This is a genomic window from Nocardia sp. NBC_01327, from assembly GCF_035958815.1.
In the GTDB taxonomy this organism is placed as follows: domain Bacteria; phylum Actinomycetota; class Actinomycetes; order Mycobacteriales; family Mycobacteriaceae; genus Nocardia.
The window spans coordinates 1,175,911-1,202,322 of the sequence record NZ_CP108383.1 but is presented as its reverse complement, the minus strand read 5'-3'; the positions used below and the strand labels follow the sequence as shown (position 1 = coordinate 1,202,322).

The 26,412-nt window shown below is 67.5% G+C and carries 20 protein-coding genes and 1 pseudogene; 7 read left to right on the top strand and 14 right to left on the bottom strand.

Features of this window, described 5'->3' with window-relative positions; all coding sequences use genetic code 11:
- Nucleotides 1-247 precede the first annotated feature (247 nt).
- On the top strand, nucleotides 248-847 hold the full coding sequence (locus OG326_RS05355) for an FABP family protein (protein WP_327146385.1): 600 nt from the start codon (nucleotides 248-250) through the stop codon (nucleotides 845-847).
- Between the two features lie 317 nt (nucleotides 848-1,164).
- Here OG326_RS05355 and OG326_RS05350 read toward each other — a convergent pair whose 3' ends face one another.
- From OG326_RS05350 to OG326_RS05330, 5 genes and pseudogenes are all read right to left on the bottom strand, one after another.
- The gene (locus OG326_RS05350; protein WP_327143498.1) at nucleotides 1,165-2,868 is read right to left on the bottom strand and encodes an ATP-binding cassette domain-containing protein; all 1,704 of its coding nucleotides are present in this window, start codon (nucleotides 2,866-2,868) and stop codon (nucleotides 1,165-1,167) included.
- A gap of 421 nt (nucleotides 2,869-3,289) precedes the next feature.
- Nucleotides 3,290-4,999 (bottom strand): annotated as a pseudogene (cydD, locus tag OG326_RS05345) (thiol reductant ABC exporter subunit CydD); the annotation flags it as partial.
- Nucleotides 5,000-5,059: 60 nt separating this feature from the next.
- The gene (gene cydB, locus OG326_RS05340; RefSeq protein WP_327143497.1) at nucleotides 5,060-6,109 is read right to left on the bottom strand and encodes a cytochrome d ubiquinol oxidase subunit II; all 1,050 of its coding nucleotides are present in this window, start codon (nucleotides 6,107-6,109) and stop codon (nucleotides 5,060-5,062) included.
- A gap of 9 nt (nucleotides 6,110-6,118) precedes the next feature.
- Nucleotides 6,119-7,588 carry a cytochrome ubiquinol oxidase subunit I gene (locus OG326_RS05335; RefSeq protein WP_327143496.1) on the bottom strand — a complete coding sequence of 490 codons (1,470 nt, stop codon included), beginning with the start codon at nucleotides 7,586-7,588 and terminating at the stop codon, nucleotides 6,119-6,121.
- A 184-nt stretch (nucleotides 7,589-7,772) separates the two neighbouring features.
- The gene (locus OG326_RS05330; protein WP_327143495.1) at nucleotides 7,773-8,702 is read right to left on the bottom strand and encodes an aminodeoxychorismate lyase; all 930 of its coding nucleotides are present in this window, start codon (nucleotides 8,700-8,702) and stop codon (nucleotides 7,773-7,775) included.
- 223 nt (nucleotides 8,703-8,925) lie between these two features.
- Between OG326_RS05330 and ygfZ the strand changes: the two genes are divergently transcribed.
- The 4 genes from ygfZ to OG326_RS05310 all read left to right on the top strand — a co-directional run bounded on the left by ygfZ (nucleotide 8,926) and on the right by OG326_RS05310 (nucleotide 12,225).
- Entirely contained in the window at nucleotides 8,926-10,035 is a 1,110-nt protein-coding gene (gene ygfZ, locus OG326_RS05325; RefSeq protein WP_442790918.1) for a CAF17-like 4Fe-4S cluster assembly/insertion protein YgfZ, read from the top strand.
- Nucleotides 10,032-10,685 carry an MOSC domain-containing protein gene (locus OG326_RS05320; RefSeq protein WP_327143493.1) on the top strand — a complete coding sequence of 218 codons (654 nt, stop codon included), beginning with the start codon at nucleotides 10,032-10,034 and terminating at the stop codon, nucleotides 10,683-10,685. The genes ygfZ and OG326_RS05320 overlap by 4 nt, the downstream gene beginning before the upstream one ends.
- A 145-nt stretch (nucleotides 10,686-10,830) precedes the next feature.
- Nucleotides 10,831-11,793 carry an asparaginase gene (locus OG326_RS05315; protein ID WP_327143492.1) on the top strand — a complete coding sequence of 321 codons (963 nt, stop codon included), beginning with the start codon at nucleotides 10,831-10,833 and terminating at the stop codon, nucleotides 11,791-11,793.
- A 207-nt stretch (nucleotides 11,794-12,000) separates the two neighbouring features.
- Complete coding sequence (locus OG326_RS05310) at nucleotides 12,001-12,225, top strand: DUF3073 domain-containing protein (protein WP_327143491.1); 225 nt, start codon at nucleotides 12,001-12,003, stop codon at nucleotides 12,223-12,225.
- A gap of 307 nt (nucleotides 12,226-12,532) precedes the next feature.
- On the opposite strand, the gene purM is transcribed toward OG326_RS05310, so the two are convergent.
- From purM to purF, 6 genes are all read right to left on the bottom strand, one after another.
- The gene (gene purM, locus OG326_RS05305; RefSeq protein ID WP_327143490.1) at nucleotides 12,533-13,612 is read right to left on the bottom strand and encodes a phosphoribosylformylglycinamidine cyclo-ligase; all 1,080 of its coding nucleotides are present in this window, start codon (nucleotides 13,610-13,612) and stop codon (nucleotides 12,533-12,535) included.
- A gap of 100 nt (nucleotides 13,613-13,712) precedes the next feature.
- Complete coding sequence (locus OG326_RS05300; RefSeq protein ID WP_327143489.1) at nucleotides 13,713-15,395, bottom strand: ABC transporter ATP-binding protein; 1,683 nt, start codon at nucleotides 15,393-15,395, stop codon at nucleotides 13,713-13,715.
- Nucleotides 15,385-16,326 (bottom strand): ABC transporter permease, encoded by a 942-nt coding sequence (locus tag OG326_RS05295; protein WP_442791009.1) that lies wholly within the window; start codon nucleotides 16,324-16,326, stop codon nucleotides 15,385-15,387. The genes OG326_RS05300 and OG326_RS05295 overlap by 11 nt, the downstream gene beginning before the upstream one ends.
- Before the next feature lie 92 nt (nucleotides 16,327-16,418).
- The gene (locus OG326_RS05290) at nucleotides 16,419-17,441 is read right to left on the bottom strand and encodes an ABC transporter permease (protein WP_327146384.1); all 1,023 of its coding nucleotides are present in this window, start codon (nucleotides 17,439-17,441) and stop codon (nucleotides 16,419-16,421) included.
- Entirely contained in the window at nucleotides 17,441-19,030 is a 1,590-nt protein-coding gene (locus OG326_RS05285) for an ABC transporter substrate-binding protein (RefSeq protein WP_327143487.1), read from the bottom strand. Before OG326_RS05285 ends, OG326_RS05290 begins: the two co-directional genes overlap by 1 nt.
- A gap of 301 nt (nucleotides 19,031-19,331) precedes the next feature.
- On the bottom strand, nucleotides 19,332-20,897 hold the full coding sequence (gene purF / locus OG326_RS05280) for an amidophosphoribosyltransferase (protein ID WP_327143486.1): 1,566 nt from the start codon (nucleotides 20,895-20,897) through the stop codon (nucleotides 19,332-19,334).
- Between the two features lie 115 nt (nucleotides 20,898-21,012).
- Here purF and OG326_RS05275 point away from each other — a divergent pair, with 115 nt between their 5' ends.
- Nucleotides 21,013-22,341 (top strand): YhgE/Pip domain-containing protein, encoded by a 1,329-nt coding sequence (locus OG326_RS05275; RefSeq protein WP_327143485.1) that lies wholly within the window; start codon nucleotides 21,013-21,015, stop codon nucleotides 22,339-22,341.
- Between the two features lie 21 nt (nucleotides 22,342-22,362).
- Here the strand turns inward: OG326_RS05275 and OG326_RS05270 are convergent, their stop codons facing one another.
- From OG326_RS05270 to OG326_RS05260, 3 genes are all read right to left on the bottom strand, one after another.
- Entirely contained in the window at nucleotides 22,363-22,749 is a 387-nt protein-coding gene (locus OG326_RS05270) for a sterol carrier family protein (RefSeq protein ID WP_327143484.1), read from the bottom strand.
- Nucleotides 22,750-23,331: 582 nt separating this feature from the next.
- A complete protein-coding gene (locus OG326_RS05265; protein ID WP_327143483.1) occupies nucleotides 23,332-24,027 on the bottom strand; it encodes a CPBP family intramembrane glutamic endopeptidase in 696 nt (231 codons plus the stop codon).
- Between the two features lie 2 nt (nucleotides 24,028-24,029).
- Entirely contained in the window at nucleotides 24,030-25,799 is a 1,770-nt protein-coding gene (locus OG326_RS05260) for an alpha/beta hydrolase (protein ID WP_327143482.1), read from the bottom strand.
- 144 nt (nucleotides 25,800-25,943) lie between these two features.
- Here OG326_RS05260 and OG326_RS05255 point away from each other — a divergent pair, with 144 nt between their 5' ends.
- On the top strand, nucleotides 25,944-26,234 hold the full coding sequence (locus OG326_RS05255; RefSeq protein ID WP_297623328.1) for a YiaA/YiaB family inner membrane protein: 291 nt from the start codon (nucleotides 25,944-25,946) through the stop codon (nucleotides 26,232-26,234).
- The last annotated feature ends 178 nt before the right edge of the window (nucleotides 26,235-26,412 follow it).

Below are 26,412 nucleotides of genomic sequence, written 5' to 3'. Positions count from 1 at the left end.
GTCTCCGACGGCGTGCGATTAGAATCCGATTCGTGGTGCTTACCTTCGAGATTCTGCTGGTTCTCGTCTCCGTGCTGATCGCCTGGTTCGGTCTGTACGTTCTCTACCGGCTGTTCACCGAGTCGTGAGCGAGTCGGCGAGCGAGAACGTCAAACATACGGATGACGCGGCGACACGGGACGCTTCCGCGAGCCGTGACGATGTCGCGCGCGATGAGCTCGCCGCTCGCCGCAGTGGTGACCAGGCCGTGGCCGAGGCCGCCGAGCGCGCCAAGGTGACGGCCGCCGCGAACATCCCCTCGCTCCCTGACCTTCCGCTACCCATCGATACCGCGAATCTGCGGCAGGGTCCGGACCTGAGCTCCTCCATGCTCGCACTGCTGCCCCTGGTGGGCGTGTGGCGCGGTGAGGGTGAGGGCAACGATCCCGAGACCGGCGATTACCGCTTCGGTCAGCAGATCATCGTGTCGCACGACGGTGGCGACTATCTCACCTGGGAAGCGCGTTCCTGGGTCATCGATACCGAGGGCGAGTACGCGGGCCCGGATCTGCGCGAGAGCGGTTTCTGGCGGGTCGGCATCGACGGTGACGACGAGGTGCTGGAGCTGCTGCTCACGCACGCCTCCGGAATCGTCGAGCTGTTCTACGGCCAGGCCCTGACCCAGTCCTCCTGGGAACTCGCCACGGACGTGGTCATTCGCAGCCAGTCCGGCATTGTCGTGGGCGGGGCCAAGCGCCTCTACGGCATTGTCGAGGGCGGCGATCTGGGTTACGTCGAGGAGCGCATCGCTCCGGACGGCGCACTCGAGCCGCGGCTTTCTGCCCGTCTCAAGCGCTACATTGGCTGATTCTCCGCCACTTCGATTGATCCACAGTCACTTTCGACTGTTCCCCTGAAACAGGAACGACCCCTGAGTCATATCGCGGATGCAACTCACGCGATCCAGATCGGACAAGATCTGGGACTCAGGGGCCGGGTGACTGCCTGGGATTCGCTCAGCGTTCGCGCTACGAGAATCCGTTGCGGCGATGGCGCCTAGCTGGCAGCCACCTCACGCGTCCTCGAATTACTCATTATTCGAACCACCTCCTTCCTGTGTACAGACGAAAGTAGTCGTGTTCGCGGCATGCGGCAACGTATTTTCCCGCTCCGCGAAATACCAGGTCAATGCTGGTTTGCGGGAATAAAACGGTCGATGGTGACGGTGCCGTTCGCGGCGACCCGGACGAGGGTGTCGGCGTGCTGCTCCGGGGGAAGCTGGTGCGTGACAACCACAACGGTCCGGTCGGGGTCCACCAGGCCGCTGGATACGTCGAGGAGGCGGCGCAGCAGGTCCGCGCCCGCTTCGGCCTCCAGATGTTCGGTGGGCTCGTCCAGCAGCAGCACCCGGGCCGGGGAGAGCAGGGCCCGGGCGAGCAGGAGCCGGCGGCGCTGACCACCGGAAACCGCTGCCGCACCGCCGATCAGATCGGTGTCGACGCCGTCCGGCAGCGAGTCCAGCCAGTCACCGGCTCCGACTGCGCGCAGGGCGCTGTCGGCCTCCGGCGCGGTGATGTCGCCGCGGGCCACCCGCAGGTTCTCCAGGACCGTGGTGCCGAAGAGATGGGCGTCCTCGGCGAAGAAGGTGATGCCGGGGCGGGGGGTGTCGAACAGGCCCGCCCAGGACATGAGCAGGGTGGTCTTGCCCGCGCCGCTGGGGCCGGTGACGGCAATACGGCGGCCCTCCGGGAGCGGGGGGAGATCGAGTGCGGGATCGGCGGATTCGGACTGTTCGAGGCGGGCCAGGCGGTGCAGGGCGGCGCGGCCGGTGGTGAGGGCCTGTGCGGCGGCCGGGAGCACCGCGACCGCTTCGAAGGCCGAGAGCGGGACCAGCACCAGGACCGCGAAGGCCATGGGCGTGATGCCGCCGGGCGAGACCGTCTGGAAACCCTTGAAGGCAAGGCCGGAACCGTTGCCGTACAGCGCGATTCCGATGAGCAGTGACCCCAGCACGCTCGCGCCGATGGCGAGCGGCAGCACCGCGGCCGACCAGGCGCTGCGGGCGGCGGCCCGGTCCTCGGCGGCGACCGCGCGCTGCCCGGCCCGCTCCGCCGTCGCGATCGCCTCGGAAAGCCTTCCGGCGACCCGCAATTCGGGAGCGTGGTCGAGAACCGTCCACGCCTCGGCCGTGAATTCGGTGCGGTCGGCGCGCACGGCCACCTCGGCCTCGCTCGCGGCGCGTGCCGACATCCACGGCGCGATGATCCCGGAAACCGCCAGCGCCGCAGCGAGAATGACGGCCGCGGGCACCGAGATGCTCGCCAGCAGCCCGACCGCGAGCACCGAAATCACCAGCGCCACCACAATGGGAACGAAGGCCCGCACCACCACGGCGCCGAGATCATCGATATCCGCCCCGACCCGCCCCAGCAGTTCACCCTTGCGCAATCGCGTCGGATCCCCCTGCGGCGCACTGCCTCCGGCCTGCGAACCGCCGCTGCCATCGAGCGATGCGGCATTCGACGCCACTGCCTCGACGTGCTCGCCGGTCCGCCGAGGCCGCCAGATATCCGCCGCCGCAAGCGTGCCGTAGATGCTGGTGCGCGCCAGACTCATGGACCGCAGCGCCACATCATGCGTGGCCAGCCGCTCCAGATACCGGCACAGCCCGCGCGAAATCCCCAGCGCCCGCACGGTCACCACCGCAATGCTCAGATCGAGCACCGGCGGCATCTCCCAGGCCCGCGCGATCAACCACGCCGCCAGCGCAGCCAGCCCGAGCCCACTCCCGAGCGCCGCCACCCCCCAGGCCACCGACAAAGCCATTCGCCCGCGCGATAATTCGAGCAGCCCCCGAATCCGCCGGAAATCCGCCAGCACCCCACTCATCGCACACCTACTTCAGAGTTATCCACAGCCATCCCCAGCGCGACGGCCGCCGCTGCCGCGACGACGTAGATCACGCCTCGAATCCGTCGGCATCCGGCCGGTGCGGCGCTCATCGAGCCCCCACCTCCGACTTATCCACAGACGTCCCCAGGCCACTCGCGTCGGGTGGCCCTGCCGCCGGGCGAGACGAGTGGGCCACGCTCAGCACACAATCAGCGGCGGCCGGCACATCCAGTTCGCCGGGCGTCGCGGATTCCCCGCGAGCTGCGGGGTGCACACCCGCGGCTGTGTCCACCGCAGCAGGTTCTGGAGCGCCGCCCTCACCGCCGGCTTCGTCGCCGGGTACGCCTGCGTCGTTCGTCTGCGCGACGGCGCTGACAGGCGACTTCTGCAAGCGGGCACCAGGCTCCGATTGTGTTGCGGCGGAGGTGGCGTGGACAGGGACAAGGTGGTCGGCGATGGCGAGGATGGCGGGGCGGTGGCCGACTATCACTACGGTGGCGCCGGCTCGGGCTCGGGCGATCAATGCCTGTAGGACGCTCGCTTCGGCGGCGGCGTCGAGGTGGGCGGTGGGTTCGTCGAGGAGGAGGACGGAGCGGTCGGCGGCCAGGGTGCGGGTGAGGGCCAGGCGCTGGCGCTGGCCGAGTGAGAGGCCGAGGCCTCCGGTGCCGACCAGGGTGTTCCAGCCGTCGGGCATATCCGCCAGGACGGTGTCGAATCCGGTTGCGCGGCAGGCTTCGTCGAGTTGAGCGGGGTCGGCGGGCGGGCCGAGGAGTTCGAGGTTGGCGCGGAGCGTGCCGGGGACGAGTACGGGGCGCTGCGGCAGCCAGGCCAGGCGGGACCACCACTGCCCGGGATCGAGGGCGGGGACGGGGGCGCCGTCCGCCAGGACGTCGCCCGCGTCGGGGGTGATGAGACCCAGGATCGCCTGCAGCGCGGTGGATTTACCGCTGCCGTTCGGGCCGGTGAGTACGGTGACCGCGCCGGGACGCAGTACGGCGGACAGTGCATCGGGCGCGGCGCCCTCACGGGCCGTGACGGACAGGTTCCGAATCTCGATGCGGCCGTGGAATTCCCGATCGGTGCGCACACCGGCCTCGGGGCGATCCGCGGCGGCTTCCGTCTCAGCCTGCGGGTCGAGGACCGCGAAAGCCTTGTCGGCGGCGGCCATTCCGTCCTGAGCCGCGTGGAAGCGCTCCCCCACCGCGCGCAGCGGCAGGTACACCTCGGGGGCGAGGACGAGCGCCAGCAGTCCCGCGTGCAGACCCATATCGCCGTACACCAGGCGCAGGCCGATGGAGACCGCGACCAGCGCCACGGACAGCGTGGCGAGCGCCTCCAGCACCATCGAGGACAGGAATGCCATGCGCAAGGCGGCCATGGTGCGCCGATGCAGATCGTCGCCGAGGTCGCGGACGCGGTGCCGCATGGTGGTGCGGGCGGCATCCTCGCCTGCCTCCGAGTCGGAGTGACCGGTCTCCCGGCCCAGCGCCCGCAGGGTCGGCATGCCCGCGAACAGATCCAGCAGTTGATCCGAGAGCCGGGTGGTGGCCGCCAGGGTGTCCTTGGACCGCCCCTGCGTGAGCAGCCCGATGAGGATCATGAAAACCGGGATGAGCGGCAGGGTGATCACGATGATCAGTCCGGAGACCCAGTCGTGAACGGCGATGACCGCCAGCACGATCGGCGGCACCAACATCGAAAGCAGCAGTGCAGGAAGGTATCCGGCGAGATAGGCGCGCAGCCCGTTCAATCCGGACCCGACCACGACGGCCAATTCCGTACGGCGCCGCTCCAATTCGCGAGGCGGCAGCCCGGCCCCGGCGCGCAGGACGGCGGTCTCCAGCTCGGCGACGACCTCGGCCCCGGCCCGATGCGCGAGCCGGGACTGCCACCAGGTGGCGGTGACCCGGCACAGCACCGCGGCGGCGAAGATCACCAGTTCGACTGTCCACGAGCCGATATGGCGCCGCGACGGATCGGTGACGACTCCGGCGAGGACCCGCGCCAGGGCCAGGGCCGCGACCACGATGCAGCTCGTGATCACCAGCGACAGGCCGACGCTCAGCGTGAGATAAGTGCGTGCCGAGCGGGCGTACCGCCACAGGCGCGGGTCTACCGGTCGTGCCATCTCTTCGGTTCCGTACTGTCGGATTCAGTGTCGAAATAGTCGAAACAACTGCGTGCCGAGCTAGCCGCGCGGTGCCCCCATCGGCAGTCCGATCGGCGCCGGGATCTGCTCGATGGTCAGGCGCTGCCGGAAGACCCAGTACGACCAGGCCTGGTAGATCAGCACCACCGGAACCATGGCCACCGCCACCCAGCTCATGACCACCAGCGTGTAGTGCGTGGAGGACGCCGAGATGGTGCCGCCGCGACCGTCCACGCTGAGGCTGAAGGCCGAATCGATGGTGGAGGGCAGCACATTCGGGAAGAGCGATCCGAACAGCAGCACCGTGGCCCCGATGATCGTGAGCGCGGTGCCCGCGAAGGCCCAGCCGTCGCGACCCTGGGTGGCCGCGAATCCCGCGACCAACAGCCCGATCACGGCCAGTACCAGCGGAATCCAGGTCCAGCCCTTACCGTAGGCGAGCTGGGTCCAGATACCGAAGGCCGCCACCACCACCGCGGTGGGCACGAACAGCTTGCGCACCAGGGCCTGTGCCTCGTCACGCACCTCGTTGCCGGTCTTTAGCACGATGAACAGCGCACCGTGCAGCAGGAACAGCAGCAGGGTGGTGAGCCCGCCGAGCAGTGCGTACGGGTTCAGCAGATCGAGCAGATTGCCGCCGATCTGCCTGTGCTCGTTGAGCTTTACGCCGCGCACGATATTGGCGAAGGCCAAACCCCAGGCGAGAGCCGGAATCCAGGAGCCGAGGCCGATGCCGATATCGCAGCCGAGCCGCCAGCGGTCGTCGTCGATCTTGCTGCGCCATTCGATGGCGCAGGCGCGGGCGATCAAGCCGACCAGGATCAGCAGCAGCGCCAGGTAGAACCCGGAGAACAGGCTGGCGTACCACTCCGGGAAGGCCGCGAACAGCGCACCGCCCGCGGTGAGCAGCCACACCTCGTTGCCATCCCATACCGGCCCGATGGTGTTGAGCACCACGCGCTTTCGCACTTCGGAACCCCGGCCCAGGATCGGCATGAGCATGCCGACCCCGTAGTCGAAGCCCTCCAGCACGAAGTAGCCGGTGAACAGCACGGTGATCAGTAGAAACCAGAATTCGGGGAGACTCATCCTGGGCTCCTAGTAGGCGAAGGAAAGCTTGTCGACGTTGTCCCCGGTCATGCGCGGGGTGTCCGGGGCCGGCTGTTCCGGGCCCTCGACCACATAGCGGCGCATGAGGTAGAACCAGGCGACCGCGAGCAGACCGTAGAGCAGCGTGAAGACGACCAGCGAGGTGACGATGGTGCCCGCGGTGACGCCGGAGACGCCCTGCTGCACCGTCAATCGAATGTGCGGGTCACCGGTCGGATTGGGTGCGACCACCCAGGGCTGCCGGCCCATCTCGGTGAAGATCCAGCCGGAGATATTGCCGAAGAACGGCGTCAGAATGCAGATCAGCGACAACCAGGAGAACCACCGCTGATTCGGCACCCGGCCGCCCCTGGTGACCCAGAATCCGACCAGCGCCAACAGGATCGAGCCTGCCATGAGGCCGATCATGGCCCGGAAGGTCCAGTAGGTGACGAACAGGTTGGGCCGGTAGTCGCCGACGCCGTACTTCTCGTTGTACGACAGCTGCAGGTCCTTTACACCGTCCAGGGTCACACCGGTGAACTTGCCCTCGGCCAGCCACGGCAGGGCGTAGGGCACCTCGATGAGGTGGGTGACGCTGTCGCAGTTGTTGTGCGTGCCGATGGTGAGCACCGAGAAGTCCGGATCGGTTTCGGTGTGGCACAGCGATTCCGCCGACGCCATCTTCATGGGCTGCTGTTTGAACATGAGCTTGCCCTGGACATCGCCGGTGAAAACCAGTGCGACAGCGGCGACCAGGACGACGTACAGCCCGAGCCGGGCAGCCGGCCGCCACATGGTGCGGGCCTCCTCGGTCGGCGCAAGATCGCCGGTGGTCTCCACCTGGCGGGCCTTGCGGACCATCCACCAGCCCGCGACACCGGCCACGAAGGTGCCCGCGGTGAGGAAGGCTCCGGCGATCACGTGCGGGAAGGCGGCGACCGTGGTGTTGTTGCCGAGCACCGCCCAGATGTCGTGCAGCTCAGCGCGTCCGGTCTTCGGGTTGTACTCCGCGCCGACCGGGTGCTGCATGAACGAGTTGGCCGCGACGATGAAGTACGCCGAGGCATTGGTGCCGATGGCGACCAGCCAGATGCAGGCCAGGTGCACCTTTTTCGACAATCGGGTCCAGCCGAAGATCCACAGGCCGAGGAAGGTCGACTCCATGAAGAACGCGACCAGCGCCTCCATGGCCAGCGGTGCGCCGAACACATCGCCGACGAAGCGGGAGTATTCGCTCCAGCTCATGCCGAACTGGAATTCCTGCACGATGCCGGTGGCGACGCCCAGCGCGAAATTGATCAGGAACAGCTTCCCGAAGAATTTGGTGAGGCGGTACCAGTGTTCTTTGCCCGTAATCACCCATGCGGTCTGCATGCCCGCTACCAGTGGCGCCAGACCGATGGTGAGCGGCACGAAGATGAAGTGATAGACGGTGGTGATTCCGAACTGCCAGCGCGCTAGATCCACGACGCTCATCCGACCTCCAGCCGATCTACGACATGACGTAGTACCAGACAGTACGCCTTACGAACTTCAGATCAACATGTGCCGCGCCACAGTACGCCACAAATTAGCTGGACTGTGATACCGCGCTCCCTGCGCGCCCGATCACCACCTTCCGACGTGGCGATGATCGGGTTCGATCAGCGAAGAATACGGACTACCAGTCGACGGCACTGCCCGGCAGCGCGATGCCGCGATCCACCAGCGCCGCGATCTCGGGGGCATTCTCCGGAGCCGACAAACGCAGTCCGTCCAGTGATTTCACCCGGGCCGCCAGGGTCACGCTCGACAGCATCCAGACACTGTCGGCGGTAATCAGATCGGCGGTGAACAGCGGCTCGTAGCGGCAGTCCCAGCCCGCCTTCTCGGCCTGCACATACAGCGCGCGCTGCGTGGTGCCGGGCAGGACGCCATTGCGGGCAGGCGGGGTGACCAGCTGATTCCCGCGTGCCACAACCACTGTCGAGCGCGGACCCTCCAGCACCCGGTTCTCGGTGCTGGTGAAGATCACATCATCGGCGTTCATCCGCTGGGCGAAGCGCAGCGCCGCCATATTCGTTGCGTACGAGAGGGTTTTGGCGCCGAGCAACTGCCAGGGCGCGGCCTGCGCGAGATCGATGGAGATGCCGCGCGAGAGGGTGATGACCGAAACACCTTCGGCGCGGGCGGTTTCGACCCGCGCGTGCACCGGGACGACCAAAACGTAACCGGTAGTGGCGGGTTCGGAGCCGGAGAGTCCACCACCGGCATTAGCTGTTGATTTGCTATTAGCTTTCGCGTGATCGCTGTCACGCCCGCGGGTGAGCACCATCCGCAGCAGTCCCTCGCGCTCGGCGCCCCACTCCTCGGCCGCCAGTTCCACCGCGAACCGCCACGCCTCGAGATCCGGCGCGGGCAGTTCCAAGGCCTCCGCCGAGCGGCGTAGTCGAGCCAGATGCAACTCCAGTGCACAGGGCGTACCACCCCGGACCAGCACCGTCTCGAATATGCCGTCACCACGCAGTGCGCCGATATCGTCCGCATAAAGAAGCGGCGCGTCCGGATCCCGGATCGCGCCGTCGATAGTCACCAAAACCCGTTCCACCATGCAGGCGAGCCTAGGACAGACGCCACAATATCGAGCGATATCCGGCCACCCGGTCCCGACAACCCCGCCATACAGATCACCCTCGATACCCCTCACGACCGGGTGATTCACGCGGATATGCCGAGCCCGTCCAGCTCTCGGAAGAGAATTGAACCGCGGCCCGGGGCGCGGCGAACCCGCGACGCCGCAGGCGGCGGAAATCAGACACCGCTAGGGTGGGGTGGTGTCCTTCGAGGTAGCACCCAGTCCGATTCTGCAGGTTCCAGGGGCTGTCGCGGGGCCGCCCGAGTCACCGGATGCGGCGGTCGCGTGGCATTACGGGGATCCACTGGGTGAGCAGCGCGCCGCGGTTCAGCGTGCGGCGGTGGTGGACAGATCGCATCGTTTCGTCCTCAGCATCACCGGTAAAGAGCGCCTGACCTGGCTGCACACCATCTCCAGTCAGGCCGTGGCCGATCTGCGGGACGGACAGTCCGCCGAGAATCTGGATCTGGATCTGAACGGCCGGGTGCTGCACCACTTCGTGCTCACCGAGCTGGACGGCACGGTGTGGATCGATACCGAGGCCGAGCGCGGGCCGGACCTGCTGAGCTTCCTGCAGAAGATGGTCTTCTGGGCGGACGCCAAACCCGAGGCCGCCCCCGACCACGCGCTCCTGAGCCTGCTGGGTCCGCGCATCACCGCTGAAACATTGGGCATCGCAAGCCTTCCCGAGGTCTATCAGGCGGTGGCGCTGCCCGGCGGCGGTTTCGTCCGCCGGATGCCCTGGCCCACCGCCGATTCCTTCGATCTGCTCGTCCCCCGCGCGCAGCTGCTCAGCTGGTGGACGCGGCTGCGGGAGGCCGGGGTGGAGGCCGCCGGCAGCTGGACCTTCGAGGCGCTGCGGGTGGCGGCCCTGCGCCCGCGCATCGGCATCGACACCGATGACCGCACCATTCCGCACGAGGCGAACTGGGTCGGCGGCATCGACGAGCACGGGGCCGTGCACCTGAACAAGGGCTGCTATCGCGGTCAGGAGACGGTGGCCCGCGTCCACAATCTCGGCAAGCCCCCGCGAAATCTGGTGCTGCTGCACCTGGACGGCTCCGCCGACTCCCGCCCGGCCCCCGGTGACGCGGTGACGGCCGGCGGTCGCGCCGTGGGCGTGCTGGGCACCGTGATCGACCACTACGAGCTCGGCCCGATCGCGCTGGCGCTGGTCAAACGCAATGTCCCCGCGGACACCCCGCTCGAGGCGGGCCCCTGCGCGGCGTCGATCGACCCGGATTCCGTTCCCGCGCACGATGAACCGCAGGCCGGCCGGCTCGCCGTCGAAAGGCTGCGCGGCCGATGAACGCACTCGCCGGCCGAGTGCTCGCCGTGTGTGTGGTGCACGAGGAACTCGAGGACGCCGGGCGAGTGGGTCGCACCGCCATCGACAAACGTCCGGTGCCGCACCGGGTTCCGGTGCGGGCGCTGGGTCTCGAGGGCGATCACGTCTGCGATACCGAGCATCACGGCGGCGTCCATCAGGCCGTCTACGCCTATGCCGAAGAGGATGCGCAGCACTGGGCGGCCGAACTGGACCGCGAGCTCGCGGTCGGCTGGTTCGGCGAAAACCTGCGCATCAGCGGCATTCCGGTGAGCGATGCGGTGCTCGGCAGTCGCTGGGCCATCGGCGACACCGTGCTGGAGGTGTCCGCGCCGCGCGTGCCGTGCGCCACCTTCCAGCGCTGGACCGGTGAGCAGCAGTGGGTGAAAAGGTTCACCGCACAGGCGAATACGGGCGCCTATTTCCGGGTACTGACGGAGGGCACCATCGGCGCGGGCGACGAGGTGCGGCTGGTGCACCTGCCCGCGCACGGCGTCACCGTGCGCGAGTTGTTCGTCGGCGCCGATCTGGCCCGCCTGGATCTGCTGCTGGAGTCCGAGCCGACCATCTCCGACGACGTGCGCATGCAGATCGACCGGCATCGCCGCCGCCACGTAGGAGCAAGCCGATGAAAGAGAGTCCGCTTCAAGCGCATACACCCAGTTCGCGGCCCGGCTCGGTTCTGGAGCGACGAAGCGAGGGAGCGCAGCGACTGAGTGTAGGAGTGAAGAACCGAGCTTGCAGGGCCTCGAACAGCCGGAGCGGAGCGGAGGCAAAATGAGCACAGATCTGGTCGAGGTGGTGCGCTCCGGTTTCCGGGAGTGCGTGCATCGCGGTTCCGCGGTTGTGCTGCGCCCCGGCGGTGAGCCGCTGGTCTCGGTCGGTGAGGTGCACCTGCCGATCTTCCCGCGCTCCACCAATAAGCCGATGCAGGCGCTCACCCTGCTGCGCAATGGTTTCGAGCCGTTCGACGATGCCGAACTGGCCATTACGACCGCCTCGCATTTCGGCGAGCCCGATCACGTGGAGCTGGTGCAGCGGCTGCTGGATCGCTTCGGTTTCACCGAGGATCAGCTGGAGTGCCCGCCCGATCTGCCGTTCGAGGATCAGGCGCGCGCACGGGTCCTCGCGGGCTCCGATCGCGGCAGGGCGGCCCGGCGGATCTTCATGAACTGCTCCGGCAAGCATGCCGCCATGCTCGCCACCTGCAAGATCAACGATTGGCCGACCACCGGCTATCTGGATATCGGGCATCCGCTGCAGCAGGCGGTGGTGCAGACGATCACCGAGGTGACCGGTGAGCCGGAGACCGATCTCGGCATCGACGGCTGCGGTCTGCCGATCGTCCCGGTCTCCCTGGTGAATCTGGCCCGCGCCTACGCCACCCTCGCGACGGCCCCCGAAGGTAGTCCGGAACGCCGGACCGCGGACGCGATTCGCGCGTATCCGCGAGTGATTTCCGGCACGGACGGACCGGATTTCCGGGTGATGACGGCAACGCCCGGACTGGTCTGCAAGATCGGCGCGGACGGCGTGCACGCGGGTGCGCTGCCCGACGGCAGCGCCTTCGCCTACAAGATCGATGACGGCGCGGATCGCGCCCGGCTGCCGCTGACCCTCGCGCTGTTGCAGCGTATGGGTATCGAATGGTCCGGCGAGCACGCGGAACTGGCAGCGCCGGCGGTGCTCGGCGGTGGTGCCCGGGTCGGCATCATCCGGGCTGTTCCGGGGGTGCTGTAACCCCGCCCGGTCCATTCGCACCCCGGTCCCGTGCGGCCCCGGGCCGGCCTTCGCGGCGGCGCCGGGGGGCACTTCCATGGTTTCTGCCCCACTCCTGGAAGCGAGACCGCCTGACACACGCTAAAGTGTCTGTCAGGAAGATTATTAATTCGAACGGGGCCGCCAAACCACCCCAGGCCGCCCCGCAGTGACGCGAGGGGGTCAGCCATGGGCCGTGGCCGGGCTAAGGCAAAGCAGACCAAGGTGGCGCGCGAGCTCAAGTACAGCTCAGCGCCCACCGACTTCAAGAACCTTCAGCGCGAGCTGTCGGGGAGTGAGCTGTCGGGGAGTCCCTCCGACTTGCCGCGAAGCGGTGTGCTTTCCGACGAGCACGACGCGAAGGACTCGCAGTCGAGCTGGGACGAAGACGACTACGACGACTGGCGCCGCTGACTCGGATTGATCGACGTACCAAGGGGAGGCCGTAGTGGTCTCCCTCTTCGGCACTGCGATGTCACCGAGGCTCCGACGGTATATCTGAAGGATTGCTGATCAAAGCGTCCCGTCCGCATGGACGGGACGTCGATGTGTGTTCTGTACTCGCACACCGGAATTGCGTGCTGTCGCCGTTCCGGCCTCGGCGGTCCCGAAAGTGGCGGGGCTGCAATGACATCGGGCATTCCAGACATAAAGCTCGGCCCCGGTCACTCCTAGGAGTGACCGGGGCCGTCGCTGTCGGTTAGCTCGGGCTGTCGCCGGCTCAGAAGCGCGGGTGATCGCCCAGCAGCACGGCGCGCGGGGCGTCGGCGTCCTTGGCCTTCTTGACCGTGCCCAGCGTCCAGCAGTCGATATGGCGGGCGGTGAGCACCGCGAGCGCGCGATCGGCATCCTCGGGCGCCACGATGGCGACCATGCCGACGCCCATATTGAAGGTCTTCTCCATCTCGTCGCGCTCGACGCGGCCGCGCTGCGCGATCAGCTTGAAGACCGGGGCCGGGCTCCAGGTGCCGCGGTCCAGCTCGGCCACCAGACCGGCCGGGAGCACGCGGGCCAGGTTGTTGGCCAGGCCGCCGCCGGTGACGTGCGAGAAGGTCCGCACATCGGTCTCGGCGATCAGGGCCAGGCAGTCCTTGGCGTAGATCTTGGTCGGCTCGAGCAGCTCCTCGCCGAGGGTGCGGCCGAACTCCTCGACATGCCCCGACAGCTGCATGCGGTCGATATCCAGCAGCACCTTGCGGGCCAGGCTGTAGCCGTTGGAGTGCAGGCCCGACGAGCCCATGCCGATAATGACGTCGCCGGGGCGCACGCGGTCGGGGCCGAGTACCGCATCGGCTTCCACCACACCGACGCCGGTGCCGGAGATGTCGTAATCATCGGCGCCCATCAGGCCCGGGTGTTCCGCGGTCTCACCACCGAGCAGGGCGCAGCCGGCCAGGATGCAGCCTTCGGCAATGCCGGAGACGATCTGGGCGACGCGCTCCGGGACGACCTTGCCGACGGCGATGTAGTCCTGCAGGAACAGCGGTTCCGCGCCACACACCACCAGATCGTCGACGACCATGGCGACCAGATCCAGGCCGACGGTGTCGTGCTTGTCCATGGCCTGGGCGATCGCGATCTTGGTGCCGACGCCGTCGGTGGAGGCAGCCAGCAGCGGCTCCTTGTATCCACCCTTCAGCGCGAACAGTCCGGCGAAACCGCCGAGTCCACCCTGAACCTCGGGCCGGCTGGCCTTCTTGGCCAGCGGTGCGAACAGTGCTACTGCGCGGTCGCCGGCTTCGATATCCACTCCGGCCGCCGCGTAGGAAGCACCGGCGCCACTGGGTGTCTGTTCAGTCATTGTCGGGGAGAGCTCCAAGCCGAATCGGGGTGGATAGATGCACGTTAAGCCTAGCTGACCCGCTCCCCAGCCTCGCCGGGTACTTGGCGCACCGCCACCATTACGAGATCAGCTGTCGTCTTTCCTCACGACGGCGGCGCTGTTCCACCGGGTCCGGGACGGGGACCGCGGCGACCAGACGGCGGGTGTAGTCGTGGGCGGGGTGGCGGAGGATGTGGTCGCGATTGCCCTGTTCGACGATCTCGCCGTTGTTGAGGACGGCTATGCGGTCGGCCAGTTGGTCTACGACGGCGAGGTCGTGGCTGATGAAGAGGCAGGCCCAGCCGTGTTCGCGTTGCAGGTCGGCGAAGAGGGCCAGGACGGTGGCTTGGACGGAGACGTCGAGGGCGCTGGTGGGTTCGTCGGCGATGAGTAGGTCGGGGTTGAGGACCAGGGCCCGGGCGAGGCTGACGCGCTGACGCTGGCCGCCGGACAATTCGTGCGGGTAGCGCTCGGCGGTGTCGGCGGGGAGCTGGACGTCGTCGAGGAGTTGGCGGACCCGGTCGCGCAGGGCGGCGCCCTTGGCGGCGCGGTGAACGATCAGGGGTTCGGCCACGCAGTCGCCGACAGTGAGGCGGGGATTCAGGGAGGTTGCCGGATCCTGGAAGACGAATCCCAATCTGCGGCGCAGGGGACGCAGGCGGCGCTCCGACAGTCCGGTCAGTTCGGAGCCGAGAACGCGCACCGATCCCGCTGAGGCGCGCTGCAATCCGGCGACGCAGCGGCCGATGGTCGATTTGCCGGACCCGGATTCCCCGACCAGGCCGAGGGTTTCGCCGGGGGCGAGGGTGAGGCTCACACCGCGCACCGCCTGAAATGCGGGCCGCCCCAGGCCACTCGGGAACTCGACACGCAGATCGCTGATCTCGAGAACGGCTTCCGGCGCGGGGACGGTGGTCGCGCGCTCGATCACGTCCGGCCGGGTCGATGCCCCGAGGTGCGGGACGGCCGCGAGCAGCGCCCGGGTGTACTCGTGCGCGGGGTGCGCGAAAAGGTCGTCCACCGTGGCTGTTTCGACAACACGCCCGGCGCGCATGACGACTACGCGATCGGCGAGGTCGGCGACGACGCCCATATTGTGCGTGATGAGAACGATGGCGCTGCCGATGCGATCGCGCAGATCCCGCAGCAGTTCCAGGATTTCGGCCTGCACCGTCACATCGAGGGCGGTGGTCGGCTCATCGGCGATGATCACCTTGGGTTCGCAGGCGATGGCGATGGCGATCATGACGCGCTGCTTCTGCCCGCCGGAGAGTTGATGCGGGTAGTAGTCGACCCGGCGTTCCGGATCGGGCAGGCCGACCAGGCGCAGCAGATCGGTGGCGCGGGTGCGAGCGGCGATCCGGGTCATGCGCCGGTGTGCGCGAAGGGCTTCCATGATCTGGTAGCCGACGGTGAAGAGGGCGTCCAGGGCCGAACCGGGTTCCTGGAAGATCATGGCGATATCACCGCCGCGCACCGCGGTCAGCTGCCGTTCGGTCATGGCGGTGATCTCGGCGCTGCCCAGGGTGACGTGGCCCCGCACCCGCGCGGTGGCGGGCAGCAGGCCCATGGCGGTGCGGGAGCTCACCGATTTGCCGGAGCCGGATTCGCCGACCACGGCGAGCACCTCGCCCGGGAACACCTCGTAGGAGACCTCGCTGACCGCGAACACGGGTCCGGCATCGGTGGCGAAGGTGACCGACAGGGCATCGACAGACAGTGCGGGCCCGCCTGTTTCGCGGTTCTCGGCTTCACCCGGCATCGGTCGCCTCCTCGGTGTCGGATGCGATATCGGTGTCGGCGTCCGCCGCGATATCGCCGGCCTCCACGCCGCGCCGGGTGCGCAGCAGCGGGTTGAATACTTCGTTGAGGCTCTCCCCCACCAGGGTCATGCCCAGCACCACGGTGACAATGGCCGCGCCCGGGAAGACGCCGGTCCACCAGATGCCGTCGGGCACATCGGAAAGCGCCTTGTTGAGATCGAAACCCCACTCCGCCGCCTGGGTCGGCTCGATGCCGAAGCCGAGGAAGCCGAGCCCGGCCAGGGTGAGAATGGCCTCCGCGCCATTGAGCGTGATGATCACCGGCAGCGACTGGGTGACATTGGCGAGAATGTGCCGGAACAGGATTCGCGTGGTGGAGGCCCCGCTCACCCGCGCCGCGTCCACATACGGCTCGTTCTTCACCGCCACCGTCGCATTGCGCACCACCCGGAAGTACTGCGGTATGAAGATGACGGTGATGGCCACCGCCGCGGACAGCACGCCGCCGAGTTTGCTGGAGCTGCCGCCCGCCACCACGATCGACACCACGATGGCGAGCAGCAGCGTCGGGAATCCGTACATGGCGTCCATGAACAGCACCAGCACCCGGTCCAGCCAGCGACCGGCATAGCCGGACACCAAACCCAGTGGGACACCGGTCAGCAGCGACAGCAGCAGCGATACCGCGATCACGTAGAGCGCGGTGCGGGCCCCGTAGACCACACGGGAGAACACGTCCTCGCCGCGCACCGAGGTGCCGAACCAGTGCTGGGCGGACGGCGCCTGCTGCCGCACGAAATCCACACCGTCGGCATGGTTCTGGGCGAATCCGTACGGCGCGATGAGCGGAGCGAACACCGCGCAGATCAGGAATACCGCGATCAGGAAGAGCCCGAAAAGCAGTGTGACCCTCTGTAATCCGTGTGTCATGGCCAGTAGCCGAACCCCCGGCAGGCCGCGCCGCTTGCCCCTCACTGCGAGCGGCGCGACTGCCGGTTCGGTCACTACTTCAGGTGCTGTCATCAGAACCTCACCCTCGGGTCGATCAAGGCGACGATCACGTCCATGACGAAACTCATGACCGCGACGACCAGTGCGATGAAGGCGACAATCCCCTGCACCGCAATGAAATCGCGGGCCGTGAGCAGTTCGGTGAGCTGATACCCGAGCCCCTTCCATTCGAAGGTCCGCTCGGTGAGCACCGCACCGCCGAGCATGGTGGCGATGTACATGCCCATGACGGTGACAATGGGAATCAGCGCATTGCGGAAGGCGTGCCGGCGCGTCACCACCCGGGCGGACAGGCCGCGGGCGCGGGCGGCGTCCACATAATCACTGCGCAGGGTCTGGATCAGGTTGATCCGCACCAGCCGCAGAAAGACGCCCGCCGTGAGCAGTCCGAGCGAAAAGGCCGGGAGCACGGTGTGTTTCAGCACATCGCCGAGATATCCCATGTCCCCGTACAGGATTGCGTCTACGAACAGGATGTTCGTCTTCGGCGAGACATGCTGCAGCGCCAGTTCCACATTGGTGCTGGCCCGTCCGGACACCGGCAGCCAGCCCAGTTTCACCGAGAACAGCAGTTTCAGCAGCAATCCCACGAAGAACACCGGTGCGGCGTAGGCCAGGATGGCGAACAGTCGCAGTCCCGCGTCGGCGGCGCTGTCGCGGCGGGTGGCCGCGTACCGGCCCAGCGGCACGCCGATGGCGAAGGCCACCAGCAGCGACCAGAACACCAGCTCCAGGGTGGCGGCCCCGTAGGTGGTGATGATGTCGCTGACGGCCCGATTGTCCTGGGAGCGGCCGAAATCCCCGCGTGCCAGGCCCGAGATGTAGTCCCAGTACTGGCTCAGGATCGGCCGATCCAGGCCCGCATCGTGCTTGCGCTGGGCGAGCTGGTCGGGTGGCAGCCGACCACCCAGCGCCGCCGTGATCGGATCGCCCACCACCCGCATCAGGAAGAACACGACGGTCACCAGAATCCAGGCGGTGGGCACGATCAGCAGCAATCGCACCCCGAGGTAGCGCAGCAGGCGCGCGGAGATCACTTGCTCAGCACACCGAAGCGGAACTTGGAGGATGGGTCGAGCGTCTTGTCCACCCCCTGCACACTCTTGCCCGCGACCGCGATCTGATTACCGGTGAGCAGCGGCACGATGGGCATGAAATCGGCCATCAGATCGTGCTGAATGCTCGCGAGCACCGCCGCCCGCTTGGCCGGATCGGCCTCGGTCACTTCGGCTTTCAGCTCATCGGTGATCTTGGGATCGGTGAAGTGGTTCTGCAGGAAGTTGTCCGCGGTGAAGAACGGGGTCAGGTAGTCGTCGGCATCCGGGAAGTCCGGGAACCAGCCGAACTGGAAGATCGGGTATCCGTCGGTGGAGCGCGCCTTCTGGTACGAAACCCATTCGGTGGACTGCAGATTCACCTTGAACAGCCCGGTCGACTCCAGCTGGCTCTTGATGGCCGCGTATTCCTCGGAGCTGGTGGAGCCGTAATGGTCGGTGTTGTACTGGATGTTCAGCGTCACCGGCGTGGCCACTCCGGCATCGGCCAGGAGTTTGGTGGCGGCGTCCTTGTTCGGCTTGGCGCCGTAGATATCCTTGAATGCCTCGGTCGCGCCCGGAAGCCCCTGCGGCACCGGCGAATACAGCGGCGTCCAGGTGCCCTTGAAGACATCGGCGGACAGCGCGTCGCGGTCGACGGACGTGGCGACGGCCTTGCGCACGGCCAGCTTCTGCGCGGGAGTGCCGCCGGGCTGGGTATTGAGATTGAACACGATGTAGCGGGTGTCGCCGCCGGGCGACTGATGCACCGTCACCTTGTCGCTATTGCGCAGGGAATCGATATCGGTGGGCGTGAGCGTATGCCAGGCCACATCCACATTGCCCTGCTGCACATCGAGTTTCAGATTGGCGGCCTCGGCGTAGTACTTCACCGTCACGGTATCGGTCTTCGGTTTGCCGAACAGCCCGTTGTAATCCGGATTGGACTGGTAGGAGACCAGTTTGTTCTTGTCGTAGCTGGCAATCGTGTACGGACCGGAGAAGGGTTTGGCCTTCACGATGTCCTCGTCGGCGAGCACCTTGTCGGCGGGGAAGACCTTCTCGTCGACGATGGCCGCGGCCTGCGTCGGCAGAATCGCCGGGAAGGTCTGATCATTGGCGTTCTTCAGCGTGAAGGCGACGGTCTTGTCGTCCGGGGCGTCGGTGTGGTCCAGTCCGACCAGCAGCGCGGACGGCCCCTGCGGGTTCTTGATGCCCACCATGCGGTCGAAGGAGAACTTCACGCTCTTCGCGGTGAGCGGATCGCCATTGGCGAACTTCAGACCCGGCTTGAGCGTGCAGGTGTAGACGGTCGGTGTGGTGAATTCGCATTTGTCGGCCGCGTCGGGTTTCGGCGCCGCTTCTCCCGCGGGGAAATTCAGCAGGAACTGGTACACCTGGGTCTCGGCCAGCAGTGACCCGTTGTCGTAGGCCATGGCCGGGTCCAGCGAGGTGACCTTATCGGTGGTGCCGACCACGAGGCCCGCTCCCCCGCCACCGCCGTCCCCGGTCTTTCCCGACCCGCAGCCGGCGATGGCCAGCACCGTGAGTCCCGCAACCCCTACTGCCGCAACTCTTTTCCCGCGCATACTGCCCCACTCTCGAAACGCGCGACGCACGGGCCGGGTCGCGGCCCCGCCGCATCGCGGTGGACTTCGTTTGGCTGGGCACAGTATCGGCTGGTTATAACCGCTGTGTTGCGTTTCCGGACAAACCGATCATTTTTATGTCACATGCACGACGACGCCGATGGCGTAACTGCGCCAAGGGATTTCGGTACACCCTCGTCTACCTGCGGCGATGGACACAGCCCCGAAATGGAGGGCGCAGTCCCCCGAAAACGACCCGTGCCCGCCCGCAGGATGCGGACGGGCACGGATCGAGACGGATCTACGGGCGGCTGAGCGCGCTCGCATTCGCATTGTCGGCCAACAGGTCCGACTCCTTGGCGCCACTGAGGACGCTTTCCAGCACGTTCTTGCCCAGCGCCATCTCGGTCGGCAGCGCGATCGGGTACTCGCCGTCGAAGCAGGCGCAGCACAGTCGGGAGCGCGGCTGTTCGGTGGCGGCGACCATGCTCTCCAGCGAGATGTAGCCGAGGGTGTCGGCGCCGATGGACCGGCGCACACCCTCCACCATATCGGCGATGCTGGTGCCCTCGATGCCGTCCGGCCCGGCCCCGTTGGCGACCAACTCCGCGCGCGAGGCGAAGTCGATGCCGTAGAAGCACGGCCACTTGACCGGCGGCGAGGCGATGCGGACGTGGATCTCCAGCGCGCCCGCCTCCCGCAGCATCCGGATCAGCGCACGCTGGGTATTGCCGCGCACGATGGAATCGTCCACCACGATGAGCCGCTTACCGCGGATCACCTCGCGCAGCGGATTCAGCTTGAGCCGGATGCCGAGCTGGCGAATGGTCTGGCTGGGCTGGATGAAGGTGCGGCCCACATAGGCGTTCTTCATCAGGCCCTGCCCGTACGGCACACCCGAACCCTGGGCGTAACCGACGGCGGCCGGGGTGCCCGATTCGGGGACCGGAATGACCAGATCGCCCTCGACGGGATGTTCGATGGCCAGGCGGCGGCCGATATCGACGCGGGTCGCATGCACCGAGCGACCGGAGATGGTGCTGTCCGGGCGGGCCAGGTACACGAATTCGAAGACGCAGCCCTTGGGGGTCGGGTTGGCGAAGCGCAGCGAGCGCACCCCGTCGGCGTCGATCGCCAGCAGTTCGCCGGGCTCGATCTCCCGGACGAAGGAGGCGCCGACGATATCGAGGGCAGCGGTTTCACTGGCGACCACCCAGCCACGATCGAGGCGACCGAGGCAGAGCGGGCGCACCCCGTGCGGATCACGCGCGGCGTACAGCGTGTGCTCGTCCATGAAGGTGAGGCAGAAGGCGCCCTCCAGCGTGGGCAGCAACTCCATCGCGGCCTGCTCGATGGTCTTGTCGGCGGCGGCGTGCGCGAGCAGCGCGGTGATCACATCCGAATCGGAGGTGGCCGCGATCGGACCGGCGAGCCGGCCGCTGATCAGACCGAGTTCCCGTGCACGCGAACCCAATTCGGCGGTATTGACGAGATTTCCATTGTGGCCCAGCGCAATTCCGGTACCCACAGTGGTGGTCCGGAAGATGGGCTGGGCGTTCTCCCAGCTCGTGGAGCCGGTGGTGGAATAACGACAATGCCCGACCGCGACGTGGCCGGGCATTGCAGCGAGAGTTTGTTCATCGAAGACCTGGCTCACCAGGCCCAGATCCTTGAATACCAGCACCTGGGAACCGTCGGAGACGGCGATACCGGCTGCCTCCTGGCCGCGATGCTGCAGCGCATAGAGTCCGTAGTAAGTGAGCTTGGCCACATCCTCGCCCGGGGCCCAGACACCGAAAACTCCACACTCTTCGCGGGGTTCGTTTTCGGGCTGATCGGGGGTGGTGGCAGCGGGGGGCAGGGTCACCGTGTTTGCTCCCTGTTCGACGGGCGGGGGGCAAGGCCCATAGTACTGGTAACCGGCGCGCAACCCACCGCTGGGATAACCCTGATGGCAGGGGATTTGCTGTTAGCGTTCCTCCGTGGCGAGCACCGACACTTCGGAATCGAGTACGACCCCTCGGCGTCTGACCCCTTTCAGGTGGGCATTCCCGATTGTGGTGGTCACGCTGCTGGCCTCGCTGCTGGGTGTGATGTATCTCGATTACATCGTCGATCCCGAGAAGAACCTGCACGATTTCCCTATCGCACTGGTGAATCAGGACGTCGGCGACGACCTGAGCACGGGCGGTCCGGCCAAGCACGTCAACTTCGGTGATCAGGTCACCGACGGCCTGCGCAAGGCGGTGCCCGCGGACAAGATCGATCTGCGCGTGCTCGGCATCAACGAGGCGCAGCTGCAGATGCAGTCGGCACAGGTGTACGGCACCATCATCATTCCGAGCGACTTCTCCAAGCGGCTCGGCATTCTCGGTGTGGGCAGTGTCGTCCCCGGGGACATCACGCGCCCGGTGATCACTCTGCAGACCAATCCGCGCACCGGCGCCTTCGGCACCACCATCGTGCAGAAGTTCGGCGCGCAAGCGCTCACGCAGGTGAACACGCAGGTCGGGCAGCAGCTGACCGATCAGGTGAAGACGACCCTGACACCTCCGCCGGGCGGCCCGCCCGCACCGGACCTGTCGGCGGCCACCATGATCACGCTGGCGCAGCCGCTGAATATCGTGGTCGACCAATTCCGGCCGCTGCCAGGCGGTTCCGGTGAGGGCCTGACCGCGTTCTTCTACAGCCTGCTCCTGCTGCTGGCCGGCATGGTCGGCGCGATGATCATCCATCAGCTCATCGATTCGGCCCTCGGCTTCATTCCGACGGAATGGGGTCCGTGGTACGTGCACAATTCGCGCGCACCGATTTCCCGCACGCGCACACTGCTGTTGAAGTGGTCGGCGGTGGTGGTGATGGCGGTCGCGGTCTCGGCCGCACTGCTCGGCATCGGGTCCGCGCTGGGCATGCCGATCGACCGGCCGCTGCTGCTTTTCCTCTACGGCGCGTTCGTGATCACCGCGGTCGGGGTCACCTGCACCTCGGTGCTCGCGGCGGTGGGCACCGCCGGCCTGATCATCAATCTGATCATCTTCATCATTCTGGGGCTGCCCTCCTCGGGCGGCACGGTACCGATCGAGGCGACGCCGAAGTACTTCGGCTGGCTGGCGAGTTTCGAACCCATGCACCAGGTGTTCCTGGGGACGCGGTCGATTCTGTATTTCTACGGCGGCGGCACGGCCGGACTCTCGCGTGGTCTGTGGATGTCCACGCTCGGCCTGGCCATCGGTCTCGTGCTGGGCCTGGTGATCACCCGCTTCTACGACCGCAGGGGCTTGGATCGCAAGCCCGCCGGCGCCGTCGCATAGACCCTCAGAATTGGGCGACCCTCAGAATTGGGCGATGGGCAACCAGCGCGCCACATCGGCGGCCCGCGAACCGGACGCCGTGAGCGCGCCCGATTCGACCGCGGCGTCGAAATCCAGCAGACCGGTCGCGAGCAGCAGCCAGGTGCGCGGATCGGTTTCGACGACATTCGGCGGCGTGCCCCGGGTATGCCGCAATCCCTCGATGCACTGCACCGCGACGAAGGGCGGCACCCGCACCTCGACGGCCCCGCCCGGTGCGTCGGCGGCCAGCGATCGGGCGGTGCCGCGGACGGCCGCGGCCAGCTCGGCGCGCGCGGGAGCCGGAGCGGTCTCGTCGCGCAGCCACTCCCGCACCGCGAGCAGCGCCGCGCGCACTGCCGCCGGATCCACCGCACCTCGTCCTGCCATGCCGGTGAGGCTACCGCCGAGGTCTGTCACCTGGCCCGCGCCGGTGCCCGGTACCTTGGCGATCGTGTGTGCGCACGGCCGCCCCGGATCGGGTCCGCCGGGCCGGCGCCACGAACAGCATGGTCGGTTGACTACTTCGAGCGGGGAATGATGGTGTGATGGAGCAGCTTCCGCTGATCGCGGCCACCGACTCCGAGGCACCGCGTCGCCATCGCGGACTGATCCTCGCGTGCTGGTCGGTCTCCATGGTGCTATGGCTGATCGCGCTCGTGATCTACCCCACGGTCACCTCGGATCTGCGGACGCCCAGCACGCGCGTGATGCTGGGCGCGGCCCTCGTGCTCTGCCTCGCCAATGCCGCGCTGCTCTACACGCGGCCGCTGCCGATTCCGGTGTTCCTGCTCGCCGGGCTGGGCGGCATCGGCGCGAGCGCCGCCAGCATGAAGGTGGCGACCCAGCACCGCTGCTGCGATGTGGTGTGGCGGACCATGCGCGGATTTCCGTACCCGTTCCGCGAGAACATCCGGCGGTCCTGGGACCCGAGCCGGTTGACCACCAAATTCGAGCCGGTGGGCACCGTGCTCAATGTGATCGTGTGGGCGTATCTGCTACTGCTGCTCGCGGTGCTGATCCGGCCGGGTCTGGTATGGCTGTGGCACCGCGGCGGGCGGCCACTGGCGTCAGGGCTCCGCCGGCATTCAGGGCTAGGTGCAGCAGAGCCGGGGCGGTAGCGCTCGCGGTGCGGCGGTAGAGCCGGTCCAGCAGCAGCCCCGCCAGCGTCGTCACCGCGACCGTTCCGGGAACGGGGTCACCGGCGATGCGGGCGGGCCGGATATGCGAGAGGCCGAATGTCAGTGCGCCCAGCAGGGTTCCACGACTCCCGAAGGTTTTTTCGAGCAGCGGAGTGAGGGTGGCGCGGTAGAGGAGTTCCTCGCTCAGGACGGTGCCGACGGGGATGTGCACACCCGCCCACTCCGCCGTGGAGACCTCGGGGCCGCGGTCGGCGAGTTCGGCGAAGTGCCGCCGGAGCGCCGGAACGGCAAGTGCCGCACCGTAACCTGCGAGCACCACACCCGCCGCGGCGGCGCCGACGCGGCGCCCGCCGGACGAGGTCCAGTGCGGAGCGCCCTGGAACGCCAGGGCATAGCCGGTCGCGAAGGCGGTGTTCGCGACCGTGCGGCCGCGAATGCCCAGGCGCAGCGCGGGCAGCGCGCGATTGCTCCACAGCAGTGGAAGCGCCACTGCGGCTGCGGCTTTCGAGATGGCGGCGGCGCTCACGGCTACTTGATCACCCGCTCGTATTCCTCGGCCAGTTCGATCTGGGTGCGGATCTTCTCGCGCAGTTCCGGCGTCCAGTCCGGCGGGGCGGCGATGGCGGCCCAGCCGTCCAGCACCAGGGAGCCGTAATTGTGCCCGTGGCCGTCGCTGACGCCCTGCGCGTTGGTGAGGTCGGCGGCGACCTGCCAGAAGGTCACCACGGGCGACCAGCGCATCTGCGGGGAGACGTCGGAGCCGCGCGGCTCGGAGAGCCAATCCGGTTGGGAGAACAGCAGATCCGGCGACCACCAGACAATGGGGTCGGAAGGGTGCATGAGATAGGCGATGCGGGGTCGCCGCCAATCGGGTGAGGGTTTGTCCAGATCGGGTGCGGTGGCGGCGAACCGGACCACCAGGCCGTCCGCGTAGACCGGATCCACCTCGCGGGTGCCGGGATCGCGGCGAGAGACGAACTGCTGCCACAGCCGATTCGAATTGGGCGGGCCCACCCACAGCGCGCCATCCACCTTGGAGCGCAGATCGGCCAGACCGTCGAAGGCCGCCTCGGAACCCTGCGAACCCAGGCTCTCGCCGTAGACCAGCAGTTTCGGCCGGGCGTTCGGCGGGCGCGCCGACCACGCCCGGTAGACGGCGTCGAACATCTTCCTGCCCGCGATCGCCACCTTCTGCCGGTCCGCCAGGAAGGACAGCACGCTGGGCAGATACGAGTACTGCGAGGCGAGAATGGCGGTGTCGCCGCCGTACATGTACTCGAGCGCGGCGGCGCTCATGGAGTTCACCCAGCCGGTGCCGGTGGTCGTGGTGATGACCAGCACCTTGCGGTCGAAGGCACCCGTGCGCTGCAGTTCGGCGACGGCCAGATCCTCCTCGGTGGGGGCCGGGGGCGCGGACTGCAGGCCCACGTACACCCGAATGGGCTGGCGCGCGGGCTTTCCGGTGACGGCGCTGATCAGCATGGGGTCGGGTCCGTGCGAGACGAACCAGCGACCCTCGAAACCGAGGGTCTCCCATTTGGCCAGTGATTGCGGGCTGCCCGAGCGTTCCGGCAGGGTGGGCTGCACCGCGAACTGGGTCGTCTGATTGTTGCGCACACTGAACGCCGAGTTGGCGACCGCGAAGAAGGCGCGGCTGGCGACACCGTTGAAGAGCGTGACGATGAGGATCGTCAGCAGCAGCACACCGGTGGCCGGCGCCAGCTTGGGTGGCACCCGCACCCAGCGGCTGAGCTGACGGGCGATGAACCGCACCAGTTCTCGCAGAGTGCGGAACACCGCCACCACGAGCGCGCCGACGGCGACGCTGAGTCCGCCCGTGCGCAGGTAGGCGGCGCGGGTGGTGCCCTCCATATCCATCAGGCCGGTGATCTCGCGCTGCCAGTCCGCGGACAGCACCAGCATGTAGGCGGCCACCAGGGCGCAGGTCAGCACCACCGCGACCTTCAGGACGTAGCGGACCCACTCGGGCGGGCTGCCGATCGTCAGCCGGGGCCGAATCCACGTGCGGAACAACCACTGCAGCACACAGCCGGCGCCGTAGCCGAGCGCCGCGTTGACACCGGAGATCAGGCCCTGGAAGAGCCAGTCGCGAGGCAGCAGCGACGGCGTGACCGACAGGGCGAAGAAGACGGTGGCGACCACCAGGCCGGTGTGATTGAGATCGACGATGTCCTCGGCGCGCTTGGCCACCACCGCAATCCGGCGTCCCCAGCCACGACGGGCCAACGCGGCGCCACGAGCGCGCAGCCGCGTCAGAACCTGGGCGGGGTCGAACACCCGTCAAGTATGGAGGGCGGCGCGCGGAATCCGGGGATGCTCGGGTGTGAGCGGCACCATGATCACGGCGTGTCGAGACTACCCATCGCACTCGAGTAGTAGTACGCGGTCGTGCCGCGGCCGGGGTCAGCAGACTCACACAGCATGAGCACCACCAGCGCACAGACCAAGAGCACCAACGCCTTTCTGGCCCAGGCTGCCATTGCGTTCGGAATCAGCTTCTCCGCCAACACCATCGGCATCGTCTATCTGCCCCTGGACATCTGGCAGCGCGGATTCCTCCTGATGACCACCCTTTTCCTGGTGAGCAGCTGCTTCACCCTCGCGAAAGTGGTCCGCGACCAACACGAATCCTCGAAGGTGCACAGCCGCATCGACGAAGCCCGCCTGGAAAAGCTGATGGCAGAACACGACCCGTTCAAAGTCGCCGGTTAGCCCAACTCCCGGGAGCTCGCGGCTCCACCTCCCTGCGCCGGGGCCGCGCCCCCGAACCCCCACAGGACACACCCCGCCGAGGCCCGGTAACACGAGGGGTCCGAGCCTGGCGGGGTGGTTGCTGTACGGGGCTGCCCGTCATCCAGGCAAGCCACCCGTCATCCCGGCATGGTTTTGG